Origin of the sequence: Rhodoplanes roseus, assembly GCF_003258865.1 — a bacterium.
In the GTDB taxonomy this organism is placed as follows: Bacteria; Pseudomonadota; Alphaproteobacteria; order Rhizobiales; family Xanthobacteraceae; genus Rhodoplanes; species Rhodoplanes roseus.
Genome location: NZ_NPEX01000048.1, coordinates 4,917 through 21,622 on the forward strand (window position 1 = coordinate 4,917; position 16,706 = coordinate 21,622).

Consider the following 16,706-nt stretch of genomic DNA (forward strand, 5'->3'; position numbering starts at 1 on the left):
GGCGCGCGGAGCGCGCCGACCCTCCCCCTCCAGGGGAAGGTGGAAGAGAGTTCGCCTCCCGACCCCACGCTGCCGACGGTGGAGAAGACCTACGGCATCCTGATCAGCGGGATCGGCGGGACCGGGGTCGTCACGGTGGGGGCGATCCTGGCGATGGCGGCGCATCTCGACGGCAAGGCGGCCGGGGTGATCGACATGGCCGGCCTCGCCCAGAAGGGCGGCAGCGTGCACAGCCATGTCCGCATCGCCGCCCGCCCCGAGGACATCCATGCGATCCGGCTCGCCGCGCAGGGGGCCGACCTGGTGCTGGGCGGTGACCTCGTGGTGGCGGCCGGCCGCGCCGTGCTCGCCACCGTGAAGCCGGGCGCCACCCGGGTGGTGGTGAACACGGCCGAGGTGATGCCGGGACCGTTCACCCGCCATCCCGACCTGCGGCTCCCGGCGGAGCGGCTGCGCCGGGCGATCGTGGACGCGGCGCGTGGGTCGGACGGCGATCCCGGGCCGGTGCGCTTCCTCGACGCCGGCGCCGTCGCGACCGCGCTGTTCGGCCACTCGATCGCCGCCAATGTCGTGCTGCTCGGCTGCGCCTTCCAGCTCGGCGCCGTGCCGCTCTCGGCGGCGGCGATCGAGCGGGCGATCGCGCTCAACGGCGAGGCGGTGGAGACCACCCTGGCGGCATTCCGGGTCGGCCGCCGGATCGCGCTCGATCCCGCCGCGGCGCAGGCCCTGACGGCTCCGGCCGTCGCCGACCCGGCCTCGCCCCGGCACCTCTCGGGCTCGCTCGAGGAGACCATCGCGCGGCGCGTGGCGGTCCTGACCGCCTACCAGGACGCCGCCTACACGGCGCGCTACCGCGCCCGGGTCGAGGCCGTGAGGGCGATCGAGGCCGAGCGCGCCCCCGGCCGGACGGCGTTGACCGAGGCGGTGGCCAAAAGCCTGTTCCGCCTGATGGCCGTGAAGGACGAGTACGAGGTGGCGCGGCTGTGGACGGACGGCTCGTTCCTGCGCCAGCTCGGCGAATCGTTCGCCGGGACGCCGCGGCTGCGCCTGCATCTCGCGCCGCCGCTGCTGGCCAGGAAGGACCGCCACGGCGTCGCCCGCAAGATCACGGTCGGACCCTGGATCTTTCCGGTGCTGCGCGGCCTCGCCGCCTGCAAGCGGCTGCGCCGCACCCGCCTCGACCCGTTCGGCTGGACCGCGGAGCGGCGCGCCGAATGGGCCCTGGTCGGCGACTACGAGGCGGTGCTGGACGAGGTCGTGGGCGGGCTCGACCTGGACAACCACGCGCTCGCGGTGGCGCTCGCCGCGGTGCCGGAGCACATCCGCGGCTTCGGCCACGTGAAGATGCGCTCCATCGCCCTCGCCAAGGCCGAGGAGGCGATGCTGCTGGCGGAGTTCCGCAGCCCCTCGCTGCGGCTGGAGGCGGCCGAGTGACGGATCGGCCCGCGGCCTGGGCCGGCCGGCGCGGGCGGCCCGGGTCGTGCGCCCGGCCGCCGCCATCGGTCGCAGCCGGTCCTGCGGAGGGGTCTGGCTGCCGGGCCCCGGTCCTGCTATTCGCTTCCTCGGGAGATCAGCCGACACGATGAACGAGAGCATCCGCACCCCCGGGTCTCGCGAGACCAGCCTGGCCCCCGAGCCGCCTTTCGGCGCGGCGGCCCGCGGCACCGGCCTGCCGGGCGCCGGCCCGCGTGCCGCGGCCTCGCACCGCCCCGCCGACCATCCGCCGGTGGAGAGTGGCCGCGTCGGCGTGCTCATCGTCAATCTCGGCACGCCGGACGGCACGGACGCCGTCTCGGTCCGCAAATACCTCAAGGAGTTCCTGTCCGACCGGCGCGTCATCGAGGAGACGGGCCTGATCTGGAAGCTGGTGCTCAACGGCATCATCCTGCGCACCCGCCCGGCCCAGAAGGGCCGCGACTACGAGAAGATCTGGAACACCGAGAAGAACGAGTCGCCGCTCAAGACCATCACCCGGTCGCAGAGCGAGCAGCTCGCCGCGGCGCTCGCGACCGTCGACGACCGGCTGGTGGTCGACTGGGCCATGCGCTACGGCAACCCGTCGATGGACTCGCGCCTGAAGGCCCTGCAGGCCCAGGGCTGCGACCGCATCCTGCTGGTGCCGCTCTATCCGCAATACGCCGCCGCGACCACCGCCACGGTGTGCGACGAGGCGTTCCGCTCGCTGATGCGGATGCGCTGGCAGCCGACCCTGCGGGTCGCGCATCCCTGGTACGACGACCCCGTCTATATCGACGCGCTGGCCCGCTCGATCGAGAGCGAGCTCGCCAAGCTGCCGTTCACGCCCGAGGTGCTGATCGCCTCCTTCCACGGCATCCCGAAGGAGTATTTCGTCAAGGGCGACCCCTATTACTGCCACTGCGCCAAGACGCACCGGCTGCTGCGCGCCCGCCTCGGCATGGACGAGAACCGCTTCCGCCTCACCTTCCAGTCGCGCTTCGGCCGCGCCGAATGGCTGCAGCCCTACACCGACATGACCGTGAAGGCGCTGGCGGAGAGCGGCGTCAAGAGCCTCGCCGTGGTGACGCCCGGCTTCACCTCGGACTGCCTGGAGACGCTGGAGGAGATTTCCGGCGAGAACGCCGAGATCTTCCACCACAACGGGGGCGAGCGGTTCGCCGCCATACCGTGCCTCAACGACAGCGCGCCCGGCATGGAGGTGATCCGCGCCGTCGTCCGGCGCGAGCTGAAGGGCTGGGTGGACGGCTGAGCGGCCTTTCCCGGCCTCCGGCATGAACCGGCACGCCCTCCGGCCGGCCTAACCATCGATTCGACCGACATGCCGTGCGGTGCGGCGCTTGCGGGAGCATGCCCGCACCGCCACACTCCGCGCGGATTCTCAACGGGAGCGCTTCGATGATTCTCGGCGGCCTCGACATTTTCATCATCATCCTGGTCCTGCTCGCCATCCTCACCGTCTTCCTGGGCGTGAAGACGGTGCCGCAGGGCTTCAACTGGACGGTGGAGCGGTTCGGCCGCTACACGAGGCTGCTCTATCCGGGCCTCAACCTGATCGTCCCGTTCGTCGATCAGATCGGGCGCAAGATCAACGTGATGGAGCAGGTGATCGACATCCCCCAGCAGGAGGTGATCACCAAGGACAATGCCAGCGTCACGGTCGACGGCGTCGCCTTCTTCCAGGTCGTCGACGCCGTCAAGGCGAGCTACGAGATCGCCTATCTGGACCAGGCCATCATCAAGCTGACGATGACCAACATCCGCTCCGTGATCGGCTCGATGGATCTGGACCAGATGCTGTCGCATCGCGACGAGATCAATGTCCGGCTGCTGCGCGTCGTCGACGCCGCCGTGTCGGCCTGGGGCATCAAGGTCAACCGCATCGAGATCAAGGACATCTTCCCGCCCGCCGACCTGGTCAACGCGATGGGCCGGCAGATGAAGGCGGAGCGCGAGAAGCGCGCCGAGATCCTCACCGCCGAGGGCCAGCGGCAGTCCGAGATTCTTCGCGCCGAAGGGGCGAAGCAGTCGCAGATCCTGGAGGCCGAGGGGCGGCGCGAGGCGGCGTTCCGCGACGCCGAGGCGCGCGAGCGGCTCGCTCAGGCCGAGGCCAAGGCGACCGAGATGGTGAGCCAGGCGGTCGAGCAGGGCAATGTCGCGGCGCTCAACTACTTCATCGCCGAGAAGTACCTCAAGGCCTTCGCCGAGCTCGCGCGCTCGCCGAACCAGAAGGTGCTGATGCTGCCGATCGAGGCGACCAGCGTGCTCGGCTCGCTCGCCGGCATCGCCGAGATCGCCAAGTCGACGTTCGAGGAGCGCGCCCAGGGCGCGCCGCGGCCGGCCGGACGCCCCGCGCCGCCGACCGGCCCGGCCGTCCCGCCGCTCGTGCCGGGGAGGTGAGCCGTGTCGCTCCTCTCCTCGCTCGGCGCGTCGCTCGGTCCGTGGGGCTGGCTCACCGCCGCCGCCGTGCTGCTGATCGCCGAGATCGTGGTCCCCGGCATCTTCCTGTTGTGGCTCGGCATCGCCGCGCTGATCGTCGGCCTGGTGTCGTTCGTGATCGCCTGGACCTGGCAGCTCCAGTGGCTCGCCTTCGCGCTGATCTCGCTCGCCGCCATCCCGCTGTGGCGCAAGCTGGCGCGGGCCGGCGAGACGACCGACCAGCCGTTCCTCAACCGCCGCGTCGAGGCGATGGTGGGTCGCGTGTTCACGCTGGAGCAGCCGATCGTCGGCGGCGCCGGCACGATCGCGGTCGACGACACGGTGTGGCGGGTGACCGGCGCCGACACGCCGGCCGGCGCCCGCATCCGCATCGCCCGGGTCGACGGCGCGATCATCCACGTGGAACGCGTGGAGGGCTGAGACCGGGCCGCACGCCCAGGACGTGAGACCGGCGGCCCGCCGCCGCAGCGACGGGCCGCCGTGAGCTCCGGGCCGCGGGTTACGCCGACCGGACGGTCTGCAGGAACTTTCCGACCTCGAGCTTCAGACGGGAGCTCTCGCCCGCCAGCGACTGCGCCGAGGAGAGCACCTGGGAGGAGGCCGAGCCGGTCTCGGCGGCACCGCGGCTGACATCGGTGATGTTGCGCGCCACCTCGGTCGTCCCGGTCGCGGCCTGCTGGACGTTGCGGGCGATCTCGCCGGTCGCGGCCCCCTGCTCCTCGACGGCCGCCGCGATGGTCGAGGCGATCTCGGCGATGCGGCCGATGGTGCCGCCGATCTCCTTGATGGCCGTGACGGAGTCGCTGGTCGCCGCCTGCATGGCGCCGATCTGGGTCGAGATCTCGCCGGTGGCCTTGCCGGTCTGGGCCGCCAGCGCCTTCACCTCGTTGGCGACGACGGCGAAGCCCTTGCCGGCCTCGCCGGCGCGGGCCGCCTCGATCGTCGCGTTGAGCGCCAGCAGATTCGTCTGCTCGGCGATCGCCGTGATCAGCTTGACCACGTCGCCGATGCGGCTCGCCGCCTGCGACAGCTCGGTGATGCGACCATCGGTCTTCTCGGCCTGCTTGACGGCGTCGCCGGCGATGCGGCTCGACTCCTGCACCTGGCGGGAGATCTCCTGCACCGAGGACGTCATCTGGTCGGTCGCCGAGGCGACGCTCTGCACGTTGGCGGAGGCCTGCTCGGACGCCGAGGCCACCGTGGTGGAGAGCCGCTGCGTCGTTTCGGCCGTACGGGTCAGCGTGCCGGCCGCCGCCTCGAGCTCGGTCGAGGCCGACGACACCGTCTCGATGATCTCGCCCACCGCCGCTTCGAAATCGCCGGCGAGCCGCAGCATCGCGGTCTTGCGCTCGGCCGCCGCGCGCTGGTCGGCATCGGCCTTCTCGGCCGCGTCGCGCTCGGCCTTCTCGGCCGCCTTGACCTTGAACAGCTCGACCGCGCCGGCGATCTCGCCGATCTCGTCCTTGCGGCCGACGCCGGCCAGCACGACGTCGAAATTGCCGTCGGCGAGCTCACGCATGCCGGCGGTGAGCCGGGTGAGCGGACGGGCGATGCCGAACTGGGCGATCAGGACCGCGATCAGCAGCGCGATCGCCACGCCGGCGCCGACGATCAGATAGGTCGACACGACGGCGGCCTGGCTGGTCGCAGTCAACGCCTCGGAGCCGGCCTTGATGGAGTTGTCCAGTTCGGCCGCCAGCGCGACATTGTCCTTGGTCAGCTTCGACAGCAGCGGATCCACGGTGGTGCGCATCAGGTCGGTCGCCTGGTCGTTGACGTTCTTGAGCGTCAGCTCGACGACCGGCTTGGCCGCATCACGCACCTCGCGCAGCGTCCGTTCGTTCTGCTCGATCCGGGCCGCGATTCGGGGTGCCTTCTCCTTGGCGAGTCGGAACAGCCGGTCGACCTGATCGGTGGCCTTGTCCAGCTCCGGCACCAGGGCACGCATCTGGGAATCGCTGGTCTCCGCGATCATCCGATAGAGCAGCATCTCGTAGTTGTAGAGGCTGCGGTTGACACGGGTGAGGCTGACCCACGCCACGGCTTCGGTGTCGAGAAACCGACTGTAGGCGACATCGATGGCCGCGATCTTCTGCCCGGCGTACCAGGCGCCGACGCCGGCGACGGCAGCGAGCAGCGCAATGACGCTCAGGATTTTCGGGAGAATACGGATTCGGGTCAGCAGCGACATGAAAGCCCCTTCGGCACCGTGGTTCAGTCACCGCCTGTCAGGCGGCCGGACGAAAGCATTCACCGAACACGACCACCGACAGCACATCGGTCCTGCATCGAATTGCGGTATCTGCGGAGGGCAGACTCGTACAAAGGAATTATTTTTAGGTTGACGGATTTTATGGATCAGTTCCGCCGCAGGTTATTATCCATGAGGCGTCGATCGTTTGTCCCGCTGATTGTTCCGGACATCGCAACACGAGATCGATCGCTGGCATCGCTCTTCCCTCGATCGCCTACACAAGACGCACCGTCACGCAGCAAAGCCGCCCGTCGGCGACAGGCGGCTTGCGCGGTGGCGGCGTTCGAAAAAATGGGCTCAGGCGGCCCGGACCGTGGCCAGGAAGTTGTGCACCTCGGTGCGGAGCTGGCTGCTCTCGATGGCGAGCTGGCCGGCGGCGTTCAGCACCTCGCCCGAGGCCGCTCCCGTCTCCTCGGCGCCGCGGCTGACCGTGGTGATGGTCTCGGCCACCTCGGAGGTGCCGGCCGCCGCCTGCTGGATGTTGCGCGAGATCTCCGCCGTGGCGGCGCCCTGCTGCTCCACAGCCGCCGCGATCGCCGAGGCGACCTCGGCGATCTGCCCGATCGTGCCCGAGATCTCCTTGATGGCGGCGACCGAGTCCTGGGTCGCCGCCTGCATGGCGGAGATCTGGGCCGAGATGTCGCCGGTCGCCTTGGCGGTCTGGCCGGCCAGCGCCTTGACCTCGCTGGCCACCACGGCGAAGCCTTTTCCCGCTTCGCCGGCGCGCGCCGCCTCGATGGTCGCGTTGAGCGCCAGCAGGTTGGTCTGCTCGGCGATGTCGGTGATCAGCTTGACCACGTCGCCGATGCGCGCCGCCGCCCGGGACAGCTCGTTGACGCGCGAATCGGTCTTGGCCGCCTGGCTCACCGCCTCGTCGGCGATGCGGCTCGACGCCTGGACCTGACGCGAGATCTCGCCGATCGACGAGCTCATCTGGTTGGTCGCGGCGGCGACGGCCTGGACGTTGGTCGAGGCCTCTTCGGACGCTGCGCTGACGGTGGCGGACATCTGCTGCGTCGTGTCGGCCGTGCGGGTCAGCGTGGTGGCGGTCGCCTCCAGCTCGGTCGCAGCGGACGATACCGTGCCGATGATGCCACCGACAGCGGCCTCGAACGTGTCGGCGAGCCGTACCATGTCGGCCTTTCGCTGCGCCGCGGCGCGCGCCTCGGCTTCCTTCTGCTCGGCCTCCATGGCGTGGACGCGGATGAGGTTCTCCTTGAACACCTGCATGGCGTCCGCCATGCCGCCGATCTCGTCCTTGCGCCCGACGCCTTCGATGGCGACCGTGAGGTCGCTGTCGGCGAGACGTTTCATCGCCGCCGTCATCCGACCGATCGGGCGCGAGACGCCGTGCACGATCGACCAGCCGAACACGGCGCAGAGCAGCGTCGCGACGACGAGCGCGCCGATGATCAGGGTGCGCGACATCACGTACACCTCGGCGCCGCGGCTCGCCTCCGCCTTGCCCTCGCGGACCGTGAGGTCCAGCGTGTCGGTCAGGACCTTGCGCATCCGAACCGAGTTCTCGCGCATCGGGCCGATATAAAGGGCCGTGGCGGCCGGAAGATCGTTCTTGCGCGACAACGTCAGCAACGTCCGGCTCTTCTCCTGATAGGTGGCCCACTCCTGCTTGAAGGCCTGGGCCAGGGCGCGCTGCTCCGGCGTGGTCGTCATCCGCTCGTAGGCGGCCCACGCCTCGTCGATCGACTTGAGGGCCGTCGCCATGGTCGTCTCCTGCCGGTCCATGGCGGCGTCGGACCGCTCGAGCATATGGGTCGCCTGGTTGACCCGATATTGCTCCGTCGACTTGGCGATGGTCGCCAGCAGGCCGGTGGCGGGGAGCCAGTTGTCGCGGATCTCGGCGGCGGTCGCATTCACGCTGCCAAGGCGATCGATCGCGAACGTTCCGAGTGCGGCGGTGATCAGAGCAACGGCTGCGAACGCGGCGACGACCTTGGTGCGGATCGAGAGGGCGAGAAATCGTGTCATGGTGGACCTGACAAAGACAGAACATGCTTCCGTCAGTCAGCGCCCGTCCGGTTGCAAATCGATTAAAATGAATAGAAAAGGACGCACCCCTAAGTAAAAAAGCGGAGCCGCTCCTCTCTACTGTTCTTTTGTACTATTCCCATTGGGGATGGCTTCTACCTCTTCCGTCTAGCCGCCTCGGGCGGGGCGATCGCGTGGCGGCCGCCGAGGTCCGGGCGACTGGATCGCGGGTGCCCGCACTGCCGTCAGGCGGCCCGCACGGTCGCCAGGAACTGGTGCACCTCGGTGCGGAGCTGGTTGCTCTCGATGGCGAGCTGACCGGCGGCGCTGAGGACCTCGCCGGAAGCCGCGCCGGTCTCCTCGGCACCGCGGCTGACCTCGACGATGTTCTCGGCGACCTGCGTGGTGCCCGACGCCGCCTGTTGGATGTTGCGCGAGATCTCCGCCGTGGCGGCACCCTGCTGCTCGACCGCCGCGGCGATCGCCGAGGCCACCTCGGCGATCTGGCCGATGGTTCCGGAGATCTCCTGGATGGCGGCGACCGAGTCCTGGGTCGCCGACTGCATCGCCGCGATCTGGGCCGAGATGTCGCCGGTCGCCTTGGCGGTCTGGCCGGCCAGCGCCTTGACCTCGCTGGCCACCACGGCGAAGCCTTTTCCCGCCTCGCCGGCGCGCGCTGCCTCGATCGTGGCGTTCAGCGCCAGCAGATTGGTCTGCTCGGCGATGTCGGTGATCAGCTTCACCACGTCGCCGATGCGCGCCGCCGCCCGGGACAATTCGTTGACGCGCGCGTCGGTCTTGGCGGCTTGGCTCACCGCCTCGTCGGCGATGCGGCCCGACGCCTGGACCTGACGCGAGATCTCGCCGATCGACGAGCTCATCTGGTTGGTCGCGGCGGCGACGGCCTGGACGTTGGTCGAGGCCTCCTCGGAGGCGGCGCTGACGGTCGCGGACTTCTGCTGGGTGGTGTCGGCCGTGCGGGTGAGCGTCGTCGCGGTCGCCTCCAGCTCGGTCGCGGCCGACGACACCGTGCCGATGATGCCGCCCACGGCGGCCTCGAACGTGTCGGCGAGCTTCACCATGTCGGCCTTGCGCTGCGCCGCGGCGCGCGCGTCGGCTTCCTTCTGCTCGGCCTCCAGGCGCAGGCGCTCGATGGCATTGGTCTTGAACACCGCCACGGCCGCGGCCATGTCGCCGATCTCGTCGCTGCGGCCGACGCCCGGAATCTCCGCGTCGAGACGGCCGGCGGCGAGCTGCTTCATGGTGCCGGTCATCTGCTGCAGCGGCCGGGTGATCCGCCGCGTCATGAGGGCGGACACCACGAGCGTGATCAGCAGCACGACGGCGGCCATGATCATGGAGCGCTGGGTCGCGGCCCAGGTCTGCGCCTGCAGGTCGTCCATATAGACGCCGGTGCCGACCACCCAGTTCCACGGCGCGAAGCCGGCCACATAGGTGAGCTTGGGCAGCGGCCGGTCGACGCCCGGCTTGTTCTGGTCGTAGGCGACGTAGCCGGACCCGGAGCGCCGGACCGTGTCGACGAAGGCGCGATAGAAGGCGAATCCCTTGGCGTCCTTGAAGTCCGACATGTCGCGCCCGGTCATCTCGGGCCGCAGCGGGTTCATCACCAGCCGGGTCTGCATGTCGGTGATCAGGAAGTACTCGTTGCCGGCATAGCGCAACGCCGCGATGCGGCTGCGGGCCCGCGCCTGCGCGTCCGCCTCGGAGGCGGCGCCCTTCTGCACGGCGGCGTGCTCCTCCTTGACGATGCTCATCGCGAGGTCGGTGAGATGCTGCAGCTCGGACTTCCGCTGCTCCTCGAGGCTGGTCGCGAGCTGTCGCGAGTCGAGCGCGGCGACGCCGATCAGCCCGATGAACCCCAGGGCGATCACGGCGTAGATCTTCGCCCCGATCGTCATCTTGACCTTGTGCAACATCGTCGATCTCCGATGCCGACCACCGCGCGCGTGGCACGGCGGCTGGCCCTGTCCAACATCCGTAACTCAAAATGGTAAAAAAGGGTCGAACACACGCTGAGCTGATCCTCGAGACCTCCCGGGCGAGGCTCGGCCCGGCCCACGAAACGACTCGCCCGACGAGGTCGGGCGGGTCGCGTTTTCGGCACGGCGGACGATCAGGCGGCCCGGACGGTCTGCAGGAACTTGCTCACCTCGGTCCGCAGCTGGTTGCTCTCCATGGCGAGCTGGCCGGCGGCGCTCAGCACCTCGCTCGACGCGGCGCCGGTCTGCTCGGCGCCACGGCTGACCTCGCCGATGGTCTCGGCGACCTGTGAGGTGCCGACCGAGGCCTGCTGGACGTTGCGGGCGATCTCCGCCGTGGCGGCGCCCTGCTCCTCGATGGCGGCGGCGATCGAGGAGGCGATCTCGGCGATGCGGCCGATCGTCCCGCCGATCTCCTTGATGGCCGAGACCGACTCGTGCGTGGCCGCCTGCATGCCGTTGATCTGGGTGGCGATGTCGCCCGTGGCCTTGGCCGTCTGGGCGGCCAGTGCCTTGACCTCCTGGGCGACCACGGCGAAGCCTTTGCCGGCCTCGCCGGCGCGGGCCGCCTCGATGGTCGCATTCAGCGCCAGCAGGTTGGTCTGCTCGGCGATCGCCGTGATCAGCTTGACGACGTCGCCGATCCGCTGCGCCGCCTGGGACAGCTCGTTGATGCGGCTGTCGGTCCGCTCGGCCTGCTTGACCGCCTCGGCGGCGATCCGGCTCGACTCCTGCACCTGACGCGAGATCTCGTGGACCGACGAGGTCATCTGGTCGGTCGCCGAGGCGACGCTCTGCACGTTGGCCGACGCCTGGCCGGAGGCGGCCGCCACCGTGGTCGACAGGGTGCGGGTGCTCTCGGCCGTGTGCGTCAGCGTGCCGGCCGCCGCCTCGAGCTCGGTCGAGGCGGTCGATACCGTGTCGACGATGGCGCCGACCGCGCTCTCGAACTCGCCGGCGAGGCGCTGCATGAGGGTCTTGCGCTCGGCGACCGCGCGCTCGTCGGCCTCGCGCTGCTCGGCCTCCACGCGCTCGATGCGCAGCAGGTTCTCCTTGAAGGCCTGGGCCGCGCGGGCGTTCTCGCCGACCTCGTCGCGCCGCTCCACATACGGGATCTCGACCGCCTTGTTGCCCTGCGCCAGCTCCATCAGCACGCCGGAGATCCGGCGGATCGGGCCGGCGATGCCGCGGCCGATCAGCCAGGCGAGCAGCACGCCGATCAGCAGCGCCGCCGCAGCCGTCGCCTGCTGCACCGTGATGGTGCCGGCGATCGTCGTCTCGGACGCGTCGCGGGCCGCGGCGAAATCGGTCTGCAGGGACGATTCCGCCGTCGCCATCGTGGCCTGGAGCCGCTCGATCTTGGGCGCCATCTCGGTGTCGAATAGCGCGTCGCTCCGCTGCAGGGCGGCAGCGAGGAGCTGGAAGCTCGCATTGTAGGCCGACACGGCGTTGCGGACCGGCGAGAGCGCGGTCAGCACGTCGAGCGGCAGGTCGGCCTGCTCCATGTTGTCGAGCGACTCGTCGACCTTCGCGACCGCGGCCTTGAAGATGTCGGGGCCCTTGGCGTCGCGGGTCGCCAGGAAGCGCCAGTTGGCGACCCGGACCGCCTGGACGGTCTTGTCGAGATCGGACAGCGCGAGCGCCAGCGGCATGCTGTCCCGGCCGCGCGCCACGTCGATGGTCTTGCCCAGCGCCGCCGACACGGCGTCGCCGCCGGCGAACAGCTTGGCGCGCTCCGCCGCGATCTCCCGGCCGACGGCGACGAGCTTCTGGCGCTGCTCCTCGTACTCGCCGATGCCCCGGCGGACGCTGCCGTAGAGCGTCCGGCGCTCCTCCGACACCGTCGCGGCGGTGGACGCGTCCAGCAGCTCGGCGACCCGCTTGGCGGCGTCGCCGCCCTGGCGCAGAGCCGCCTCGCTGGCGTCGATCTTGTACTGCAGGGCGCTGCGCCGCATCGCCTCGAGATCGCGGGTGATCTGCAGGCTGCGGATGGTGTTCGACGACAGAGCGCTCATGCGCTCGACCGACGCCTTGACGGTCAGCAGGGCGTAGCTGCCGAGCGCGGCGAGCCCGACCGCGAAGGCGAGCGGCACGGCGAAACCCGTGTAGATCCGGGCCGAAAGGCGGAGCTGAGGCAGGGGCATGGCGAGATCCAGGGGTGGGTTAACCCGCCTCGTTTAGGGCCAAGCCCTTAATGCAGGATGAAAGTCGCGATGCCCGGACGCACACCTCCCATGCGCCCAATACGCTGATAGATTTGACGAAAAATCGGCCGGATCGGCGGCCGCGACGCGGCTCCGGCGGGTCTCGGCAGAGGCAGCCACCACAAAGGGCGGCCGCCTCCGCGAGCTGATGCCGCGGCCGATCAGGCGGCCCGCACGGTCCTCAGGAACTTGCCCACCTCGGCCTTCAGGTGCTGGCTCTCGTTCGCCAGCGCGCGCGCCGAAGCGAGGACCTGGGCCGAGGCCGCGCCGGTCTCGCCGGCCCCGCGGTTCACCTCGGTGATCGTCATGGCGACCTCGGCCGTGCCTTGCGAGGCCTGCTGGATGTTGCGGGCGATCTCGCCGGTCGCCGCCCCCTGCTCCTCGACGGCCGCCGCGATGGCGGAGGCGATCTCGGCGAGCTGGCCGATGGTGCCGCCGATCTCCTTGATGGCGACGACCGAGTCGTGGGTCGCGTCCTGCATCTCGGCGATCTGGGCCGAGATGTCGCCGGTCGCCTTGGCGGTCTGGGCGGCCAGCGCCTTGACCTCCTGGGCGACGACGGCGAAGCCCTTGCCGGCCTCGCCGGCCCGCGCCGCCTCGATGGTGGCGTTCAGCGCCAGCAGGTTGGTCTGCTCGGCGATCGCCGTGATCAGCTTGACCACGTCGCCGATCCGGGCGGCGGCCTGGGAGAGCTGGTTCACCCGGGCGTCGGTTCGCGCCGCCTGGGTCACGGCGTCGCCGGCGATGCGGCTCGAGGTCTGCACCTGACGGCTGATCTCGCCGATCGAGGAGGTCATCTCGTTGGTCGCGGCGGCGACGGCCTGGACGTTGGTCGACGCTTCTTCCGAGGCCGCGCTCACCGTGCCGGCCTTCTCCTGGGTCGTGTCGGCGGCGCGGGTCAGCGCCGTGGCGACGGTCTCGAGCTGGCTCGACGACGACGACACGGTGTCGACGACGCCGCCGATCACCGCCTCGAAATCGGCCGCGACCTTCTCCATCAGGGCCTTGCGCTCCTGCGCCTCCGCGGCCGCCTTGCGCTCCGCCTCGGCCCGCTGGGCGCGGACGAAGTTGTCGCGGAAGCCGTCGATCGCCTGCGCCATGGCGCCGATCTCGTCGCGGCGCTCGGTGTGCGGAATGGCGACGGCGAAATTGCCGTCCCGCATGGTGTGGATCGCGGCGACGAGCTGACCGATCAGGTCGCGCACGATGCGCATCACCACCGCGCCCATCACGACGACCGCGGCCAGCACGACCACGAACGTGCCGAGATAGCCGAGCAGGCTCCACCAGGCGTCGCGCAGCATCTGGTCGCTCTCGGCGCCGATCGCCTCGATGGCCTGGGGGATGATCTTGCCGAACAGCGCGGTCTGCTCGCTTCCGAGCTCGCCCCACCGTCTGATCTGCTCCGCCGAGGCCGGCTCGCCGGTCGGCTTCACGGCGCGCTCGCGCAGCGCCTGCAGCTCGCGCCCCTTGGTGGAATCGAAGGCCTGGTAGAGCGCGACCACGGAGGGCGGCGCATAGTCGGCGAACAGCTTGCCGAACGGCCCGTTCATGGCGATGCCGCGGCTGAGCAGCAGCCATGTGTCCTGCGGCAGCGTCCCGTTCTGCAGCGAGAGCTGTCCGGCGCCGCGCTGGAGCAGGAGGCTGTCGGCGAACTGCAGGGTGGCGTAGAGGGCGACGATCCGGCGCGACAGGGCCGGATCGCTGACGGTGGCGGACGCGCTGCCCACCAGGTCGATCGACTGGCCGACGATCGGCGCACCCACGATGGTGGGCGCCGCGAGGTTCTTGACCGTCCCGGCGTCGATCTGCTGCCGCAGGTCGCGGAACTTCGCCGTCTTCTCCTCGATGCCGCGCACATGCGCCGCGATGGCGGGATTCTGCAGCACGTCGGGCGTGGCCGCCGTGCGGAACACGGCGAACTGCGCATCGGCCTCGCGGCGCAGCGCCTCGGTCCGGGCCCGATCACCGGTGCCGGCGATCAGCTCGCGCTCGGCTGCCGCCTGACGGGGCAGCACCTCGGCGAGCCGGCTGGTCGCCAGCGCGAGCCGCAGCACCGACGAGGCCCGGCTCAGGTCGCTGTAGCGGGACCAGCCCTCCCAGGCGAGCTGGCCGCCGAACACGGCCAGCCCGGCGACCGGGATCAGAACGAGAAGGAGCAGCAATCGGAAGAGGGGCATATGGCGCATATCGATCTCCGCGGCCGAGCACGGCCTGAGCGCGACGATAAGTTCCACGCTGGAATCGCGGCCTGTCGAATGCGGCCGTACCGCAGGAAGCGCAGCGAGAACCCGCTGGCGAAATCGGTACTGATCATGAATTCGGATTACTGAATTTTCTATTGATGGGAATCTGCCGGTATGCCGACCGGCGGCATAAGTGCTGGGATTTGCATGCTCTCGGCGCAGGGCTTGCGCCACTTCGACTAGCCTGAACTTATTACACGATCAGCGGGCATTATCGTTCATCATGCAACGAGATGATCAGATCACGCGATCTGCCGCGGTGATCGGGATCTCATCGTCGGTTCCATTGAACGACGAAGCCGCCCGCCGGCAGGCGGCGGACGGCTCTCGGCACGAGTCGTCGAGCGGTGTCGGCGTGGACTCAGGCGGCCCGAACCGAGACGAGGAACCGCTCCACCTCGGCCCGGAGCTGATTGCTCTCGACGGCGAGCCGGCCGGCCGCACTCAGCACTTCGCCCGATGCGGCCCCGGTCTCCTCGGCGCCGCGGCTCACCGCCGTGATGCTCTCCGACACCTGGGTGGTGCCGTGCGCCGCCTGCTGGATGTTGCGCGAGATCTCCGCGGTCGCAGCCCCCTGCTCCTCCACGGCCGCGGCGATCGCCGAAGCGATCTCGGCAATGTGCCCGATCGTGCCGGAGATCTCCTTGATGGCGGAGACCGAGTCGGCCGTCGCCGCCTGCATTCCGGCGATCTGGGCAGCGATGTCGCCGGTCGCCTTGGCGGTCTGGGTCGCCAGCATCTTCACCTCGTTGGCGACGACCGCGAAGCCCTTGCCCGCCTCGCCGGCCCGTGCCGCCTCGATGGTCGCGTTGAGGGCGAGGAGATTGGTCTGCTCGGCGATGGTGGTGATCAGCTTCACCACGTCGCCGATCCGGTTCGCCTGCACGGCCAGCTCCGCGACGCGCGCGTCGGTCCTGGCGGCCTGGCTCACCGCCTCCTCGGCGATGCGGCTCGAGGCCTGGACCTGCCGGCCGATCTCCTGCACCGAGGACGACATCTCGTTGGTCGCGGCCGCCACGGCCTGGACATTGGTCGAGGCCTCGCCGGAGGCGGCCCGCACGGTCGTCGACATCTGCAACGTGGTGTCCGCCGTCCGGGTGAGGGCCGTCGCGGTCGCCTCGAGCTCGGTCGCGGCGGACGACACCGTGCCGACGATGCCGCCGATGGTCGCCTCGAAGCCGTCGGCCAGCCGCACCATGTCGGCCTTGCGCTGCGCCTCGGCCCGGAGCTCCGCCGCCTCCTGCTCGGCGGCGAGGCGCCGATGCTCGACCGCATTGGTCTTGAACACCGCGACCGCCTCGGCCATCTCGCCGATCTCGTCGCGCCGCCCGATGCCCGGAACCTCGACGTCGAGACGGCCGCCGGCGAGCTCCTTCATGGCGCCCGTGATCCGGCGCAGGGGACCGGTGACGCTGCGCGCCATCACGACCGACAGAGCCAGCGTGATCACGAGCACGAGCGCGGCGACCAGCAGAGTATTGCGGACAGCGGTCCAGATCTGCGCATCCAGCTCGTCGACATAGACGCCGGTGCCGATCACCCATTGCCACGGTGCGAAGCCCGCGACGTAGGAGATCTTCGGCTGCGGCTTGTCGGCCCCCGGCTTCGGCCACTGATAGGCCAGCACGCCGGCGCCCTGGCGCCGGACGATGTCGACGAAGCCGAGGAAGAGCGCGTTGCCGCTCGGATCCTTGAAGTCGGCGAGCGGCTTGCCGACGAGCTGCGGCTGCGTCGGATGCATCAGCATCCGGGGCTGCATGTCGTTGATCCAGAAATAGTCGTTGTTGCCGTAGCGGAGCGCGCCGATGCGGCTCTTTGCGCGCATCTGCGCGTCCTCGGTCGTGATCCGCCCGGCCTCCGCGGCCGCGTGCTCGTCCTTGGCGATCCCGACGGCCAGATCGGTGAGATGCTTCAACTCGAGCTGCTTCTGCTCCTTCAGACCGGAGGCGAGCTCGCGCGAGTCGAGCGCCACGATCCCGAGAAGGCCGATCACGGCCAAGCCGATCAGTCCATAAATCTTCCGGCCGATGGTCATGCGTATCAACGACGTCATCCCGCGTCTCCGAACAGACGGCACAATCAGGTGCGATGGCAAAGG

At 70.0% G+C, this 16,706-nt stretch carries 10 protein-coding genes; 4 read left to right on the plus strand and 6 right to left on the minus strand.

The window, feature by feature from the left end; translation table 11 throughout:
• From CH341_RS35200 to CH341_RS09605, 4 genes are all read left to right on the plus strand, one after another.
• On the plus strand, positions 1-1,434 hold a 1,434-nt coding region (locus tag CH341_RS35200; protein ID WP_210208230.1), incomplete at its 5' end, for a DUF6537 domain-containing protein.
• 148 nt (positions 1,435-1,582) lie between these two features.
• Positions 1,583-2,728 carry a ferrochelatase gene (hemH, locus tag CH341_RS09595; protein WP_111418817.1) on the plus strand — a complete coding sequence of 382 codons (1,146 nt, stop codon included), beginning with the start codon at positions 1,583-1,585 and terminating at the stop codon, positions 2,726-2,728.
• A 146-nt stretch (positions 2,729-2,874) separates the two neighbouring features.
• Positions 2,875-3,876 carry an SPFH domain-containing protein gene (locus tag CH341_RS09600; protein ID WP_111418818.1) on the plus strand — a complete coding sequence of 334 codons (1,002 nt, stop codon included), beginning with the start codon at positions 2,875-2,877 and terminating at the stop codon, positions 3,874-3,876.
• Positions 3,877-3,879: 3 nt separating this feature from the next.
• The gene (locus CH341_RS09605) at positions 3,880-4,335 is read left to right on the plus strand and encodes an NfeD family protein (RefSeq protein WP_111418819.1); all 456 of its coding nucleotides are present in this window, start codon (positions 3,880-3,882) and stop codon (positions 4,333-4,335) included.
• A gap of 79 nt (positions 4,336-4,414) precedes the next feature.
• On the opposite strand, the gene CH341_RS09610 is transcribed toward CH341_RS09605, so the two are convergent.
• From CH341_RS09610 to CH341_RS09635, 6 genes are all read right to left on the minus strand, one after another.
• Positions 4,415-6,106, minus strand: coding sequence for a methyl-accepting chemotaxis protein (locus tag CH341_RS09610; RefSeq protein ID WP_111418820.1), 1,692 nt, complete (start codon positions 6,104-6,106; stop codon positions 4,415-4,417).
• A gap of 360 nt (positions 6,107-6,466) precedes the next feature.
• Positions 6,467-8,158, minus strand: a complete 1,692-nt coding sequence (locus tag CH341_RS09615; protein ID WP_111418821.1) for a methyl-accepting chemotaxis protein — start codon at positions 8,156-8,158, stop codon at positions 6,467-6,469.
• A 245-nt stretch (positions 8,159-8,403) separates the two neighbouring features.
• Entirely contained in the window at positions 8,404-10,095 is a 1,692-nt protein-coding gene (locus CH341_RS09620; RefSeq protein WP_111418822.1) for a methyl-accepting chemotaxis protein, read from the minus strand.
• Between the two features lie 197 nt (positions 10,096-10,292).
• Positions 10,293-12,302, minus strand: coding sequence for a methyl-accepting chemotaxis protein (locus CH341_RS09625; RefSeq protein ID WP_111418823.1), 2,010 nt, complete (start codon positions 12,300-12,302; stop codon positions 10,293-10,295).
• A gap of 221 nt (positions 12,303-12,523) precedes the next feature.
• Complete coding sequence (locus CH341_RS09630) at positions 12,524-14,551, minus strand: methyl-accepting chemotaxis protein (protein WP_111418824.1); 2,028 nt, start codon at positions 14,549-14,551, stop codon at positions 12,524-12,526.
• Between the two features lie 418 nt (positions 14,552-14,969).
• On the minus strand, positions 14,970-16,661 hold the full coding sequence (locus CH341_RS09635; RefSeq protein ID WP_111418825.1) for a methyl-accepting chemotaxis protein: 1,692 nt from the start codon (positions 16,659-16,661) through the stop codon (positions 14,970-14,972).
• Positions 16,662-16,706 lie beyond the last annotated feature (45 nt).

Excerpts from the sequence above, each read along its gene's own strand:
- CH341_RS09620 (WP_111418822.1), bottom strand. The coding sequence starts at position 10,095 with ATGTTGCACAAGGTCAAGATGACGATCGGGGCGAAGATCTACGCCGTG.
- hemH (WP_111418817.1), top strand. The coding sequence starts at position 1,583 with ATGAACGAGAGCATCCGCACCCCCGGGTCTCGCGAGACCAGCCTGGCC.
- CH341_RS09625 (WP_111418823.1), bottom strand. The coding sequence starts at position 12,302 with ATGCCCCTGCCTCAGCTCCGCCTTTCGGCCCGGATCTACACGGGTTTC.
- CH341_RS09615 (WP_111418821.1), bottom strand. The coding sequence starts at position 8,158 with ATGACACGATTTCTCGCCCTCTCGATCCGCACCAAGGTCGTCGCCGCG.
- CH341_RS09610 (WP_111418820.1), bottom strand. The coding sequence starts at position 6,106 with ATGTCGCTGCTGACCCGAATCCGTATTCTCCCGAAAATCCTGAGCGTC.
- CH341_RS09600 (WP_111418818.1), top strand. The coding sequence starts at position 2,875 with ATGATTCTCGGCGGCCTCGACATTTTCATCATCATCCTGGTCCTGCTC.
- CH341_RS09635 (WP_111418825.1), bottom strand. The coding sequence starts at position 16,661 with ATGACGTCGTTGATACGCATGACCATCGGCCGGAAGATTTATGGACTG.
- CH341_RS09630 (WP_111418824.1), bottom strand. The coding sequence starts at position 14,551 with ATGCGCCATATGCCCCTCTTCCGATTGCTGCTCCTTCTCGTTCTGATC.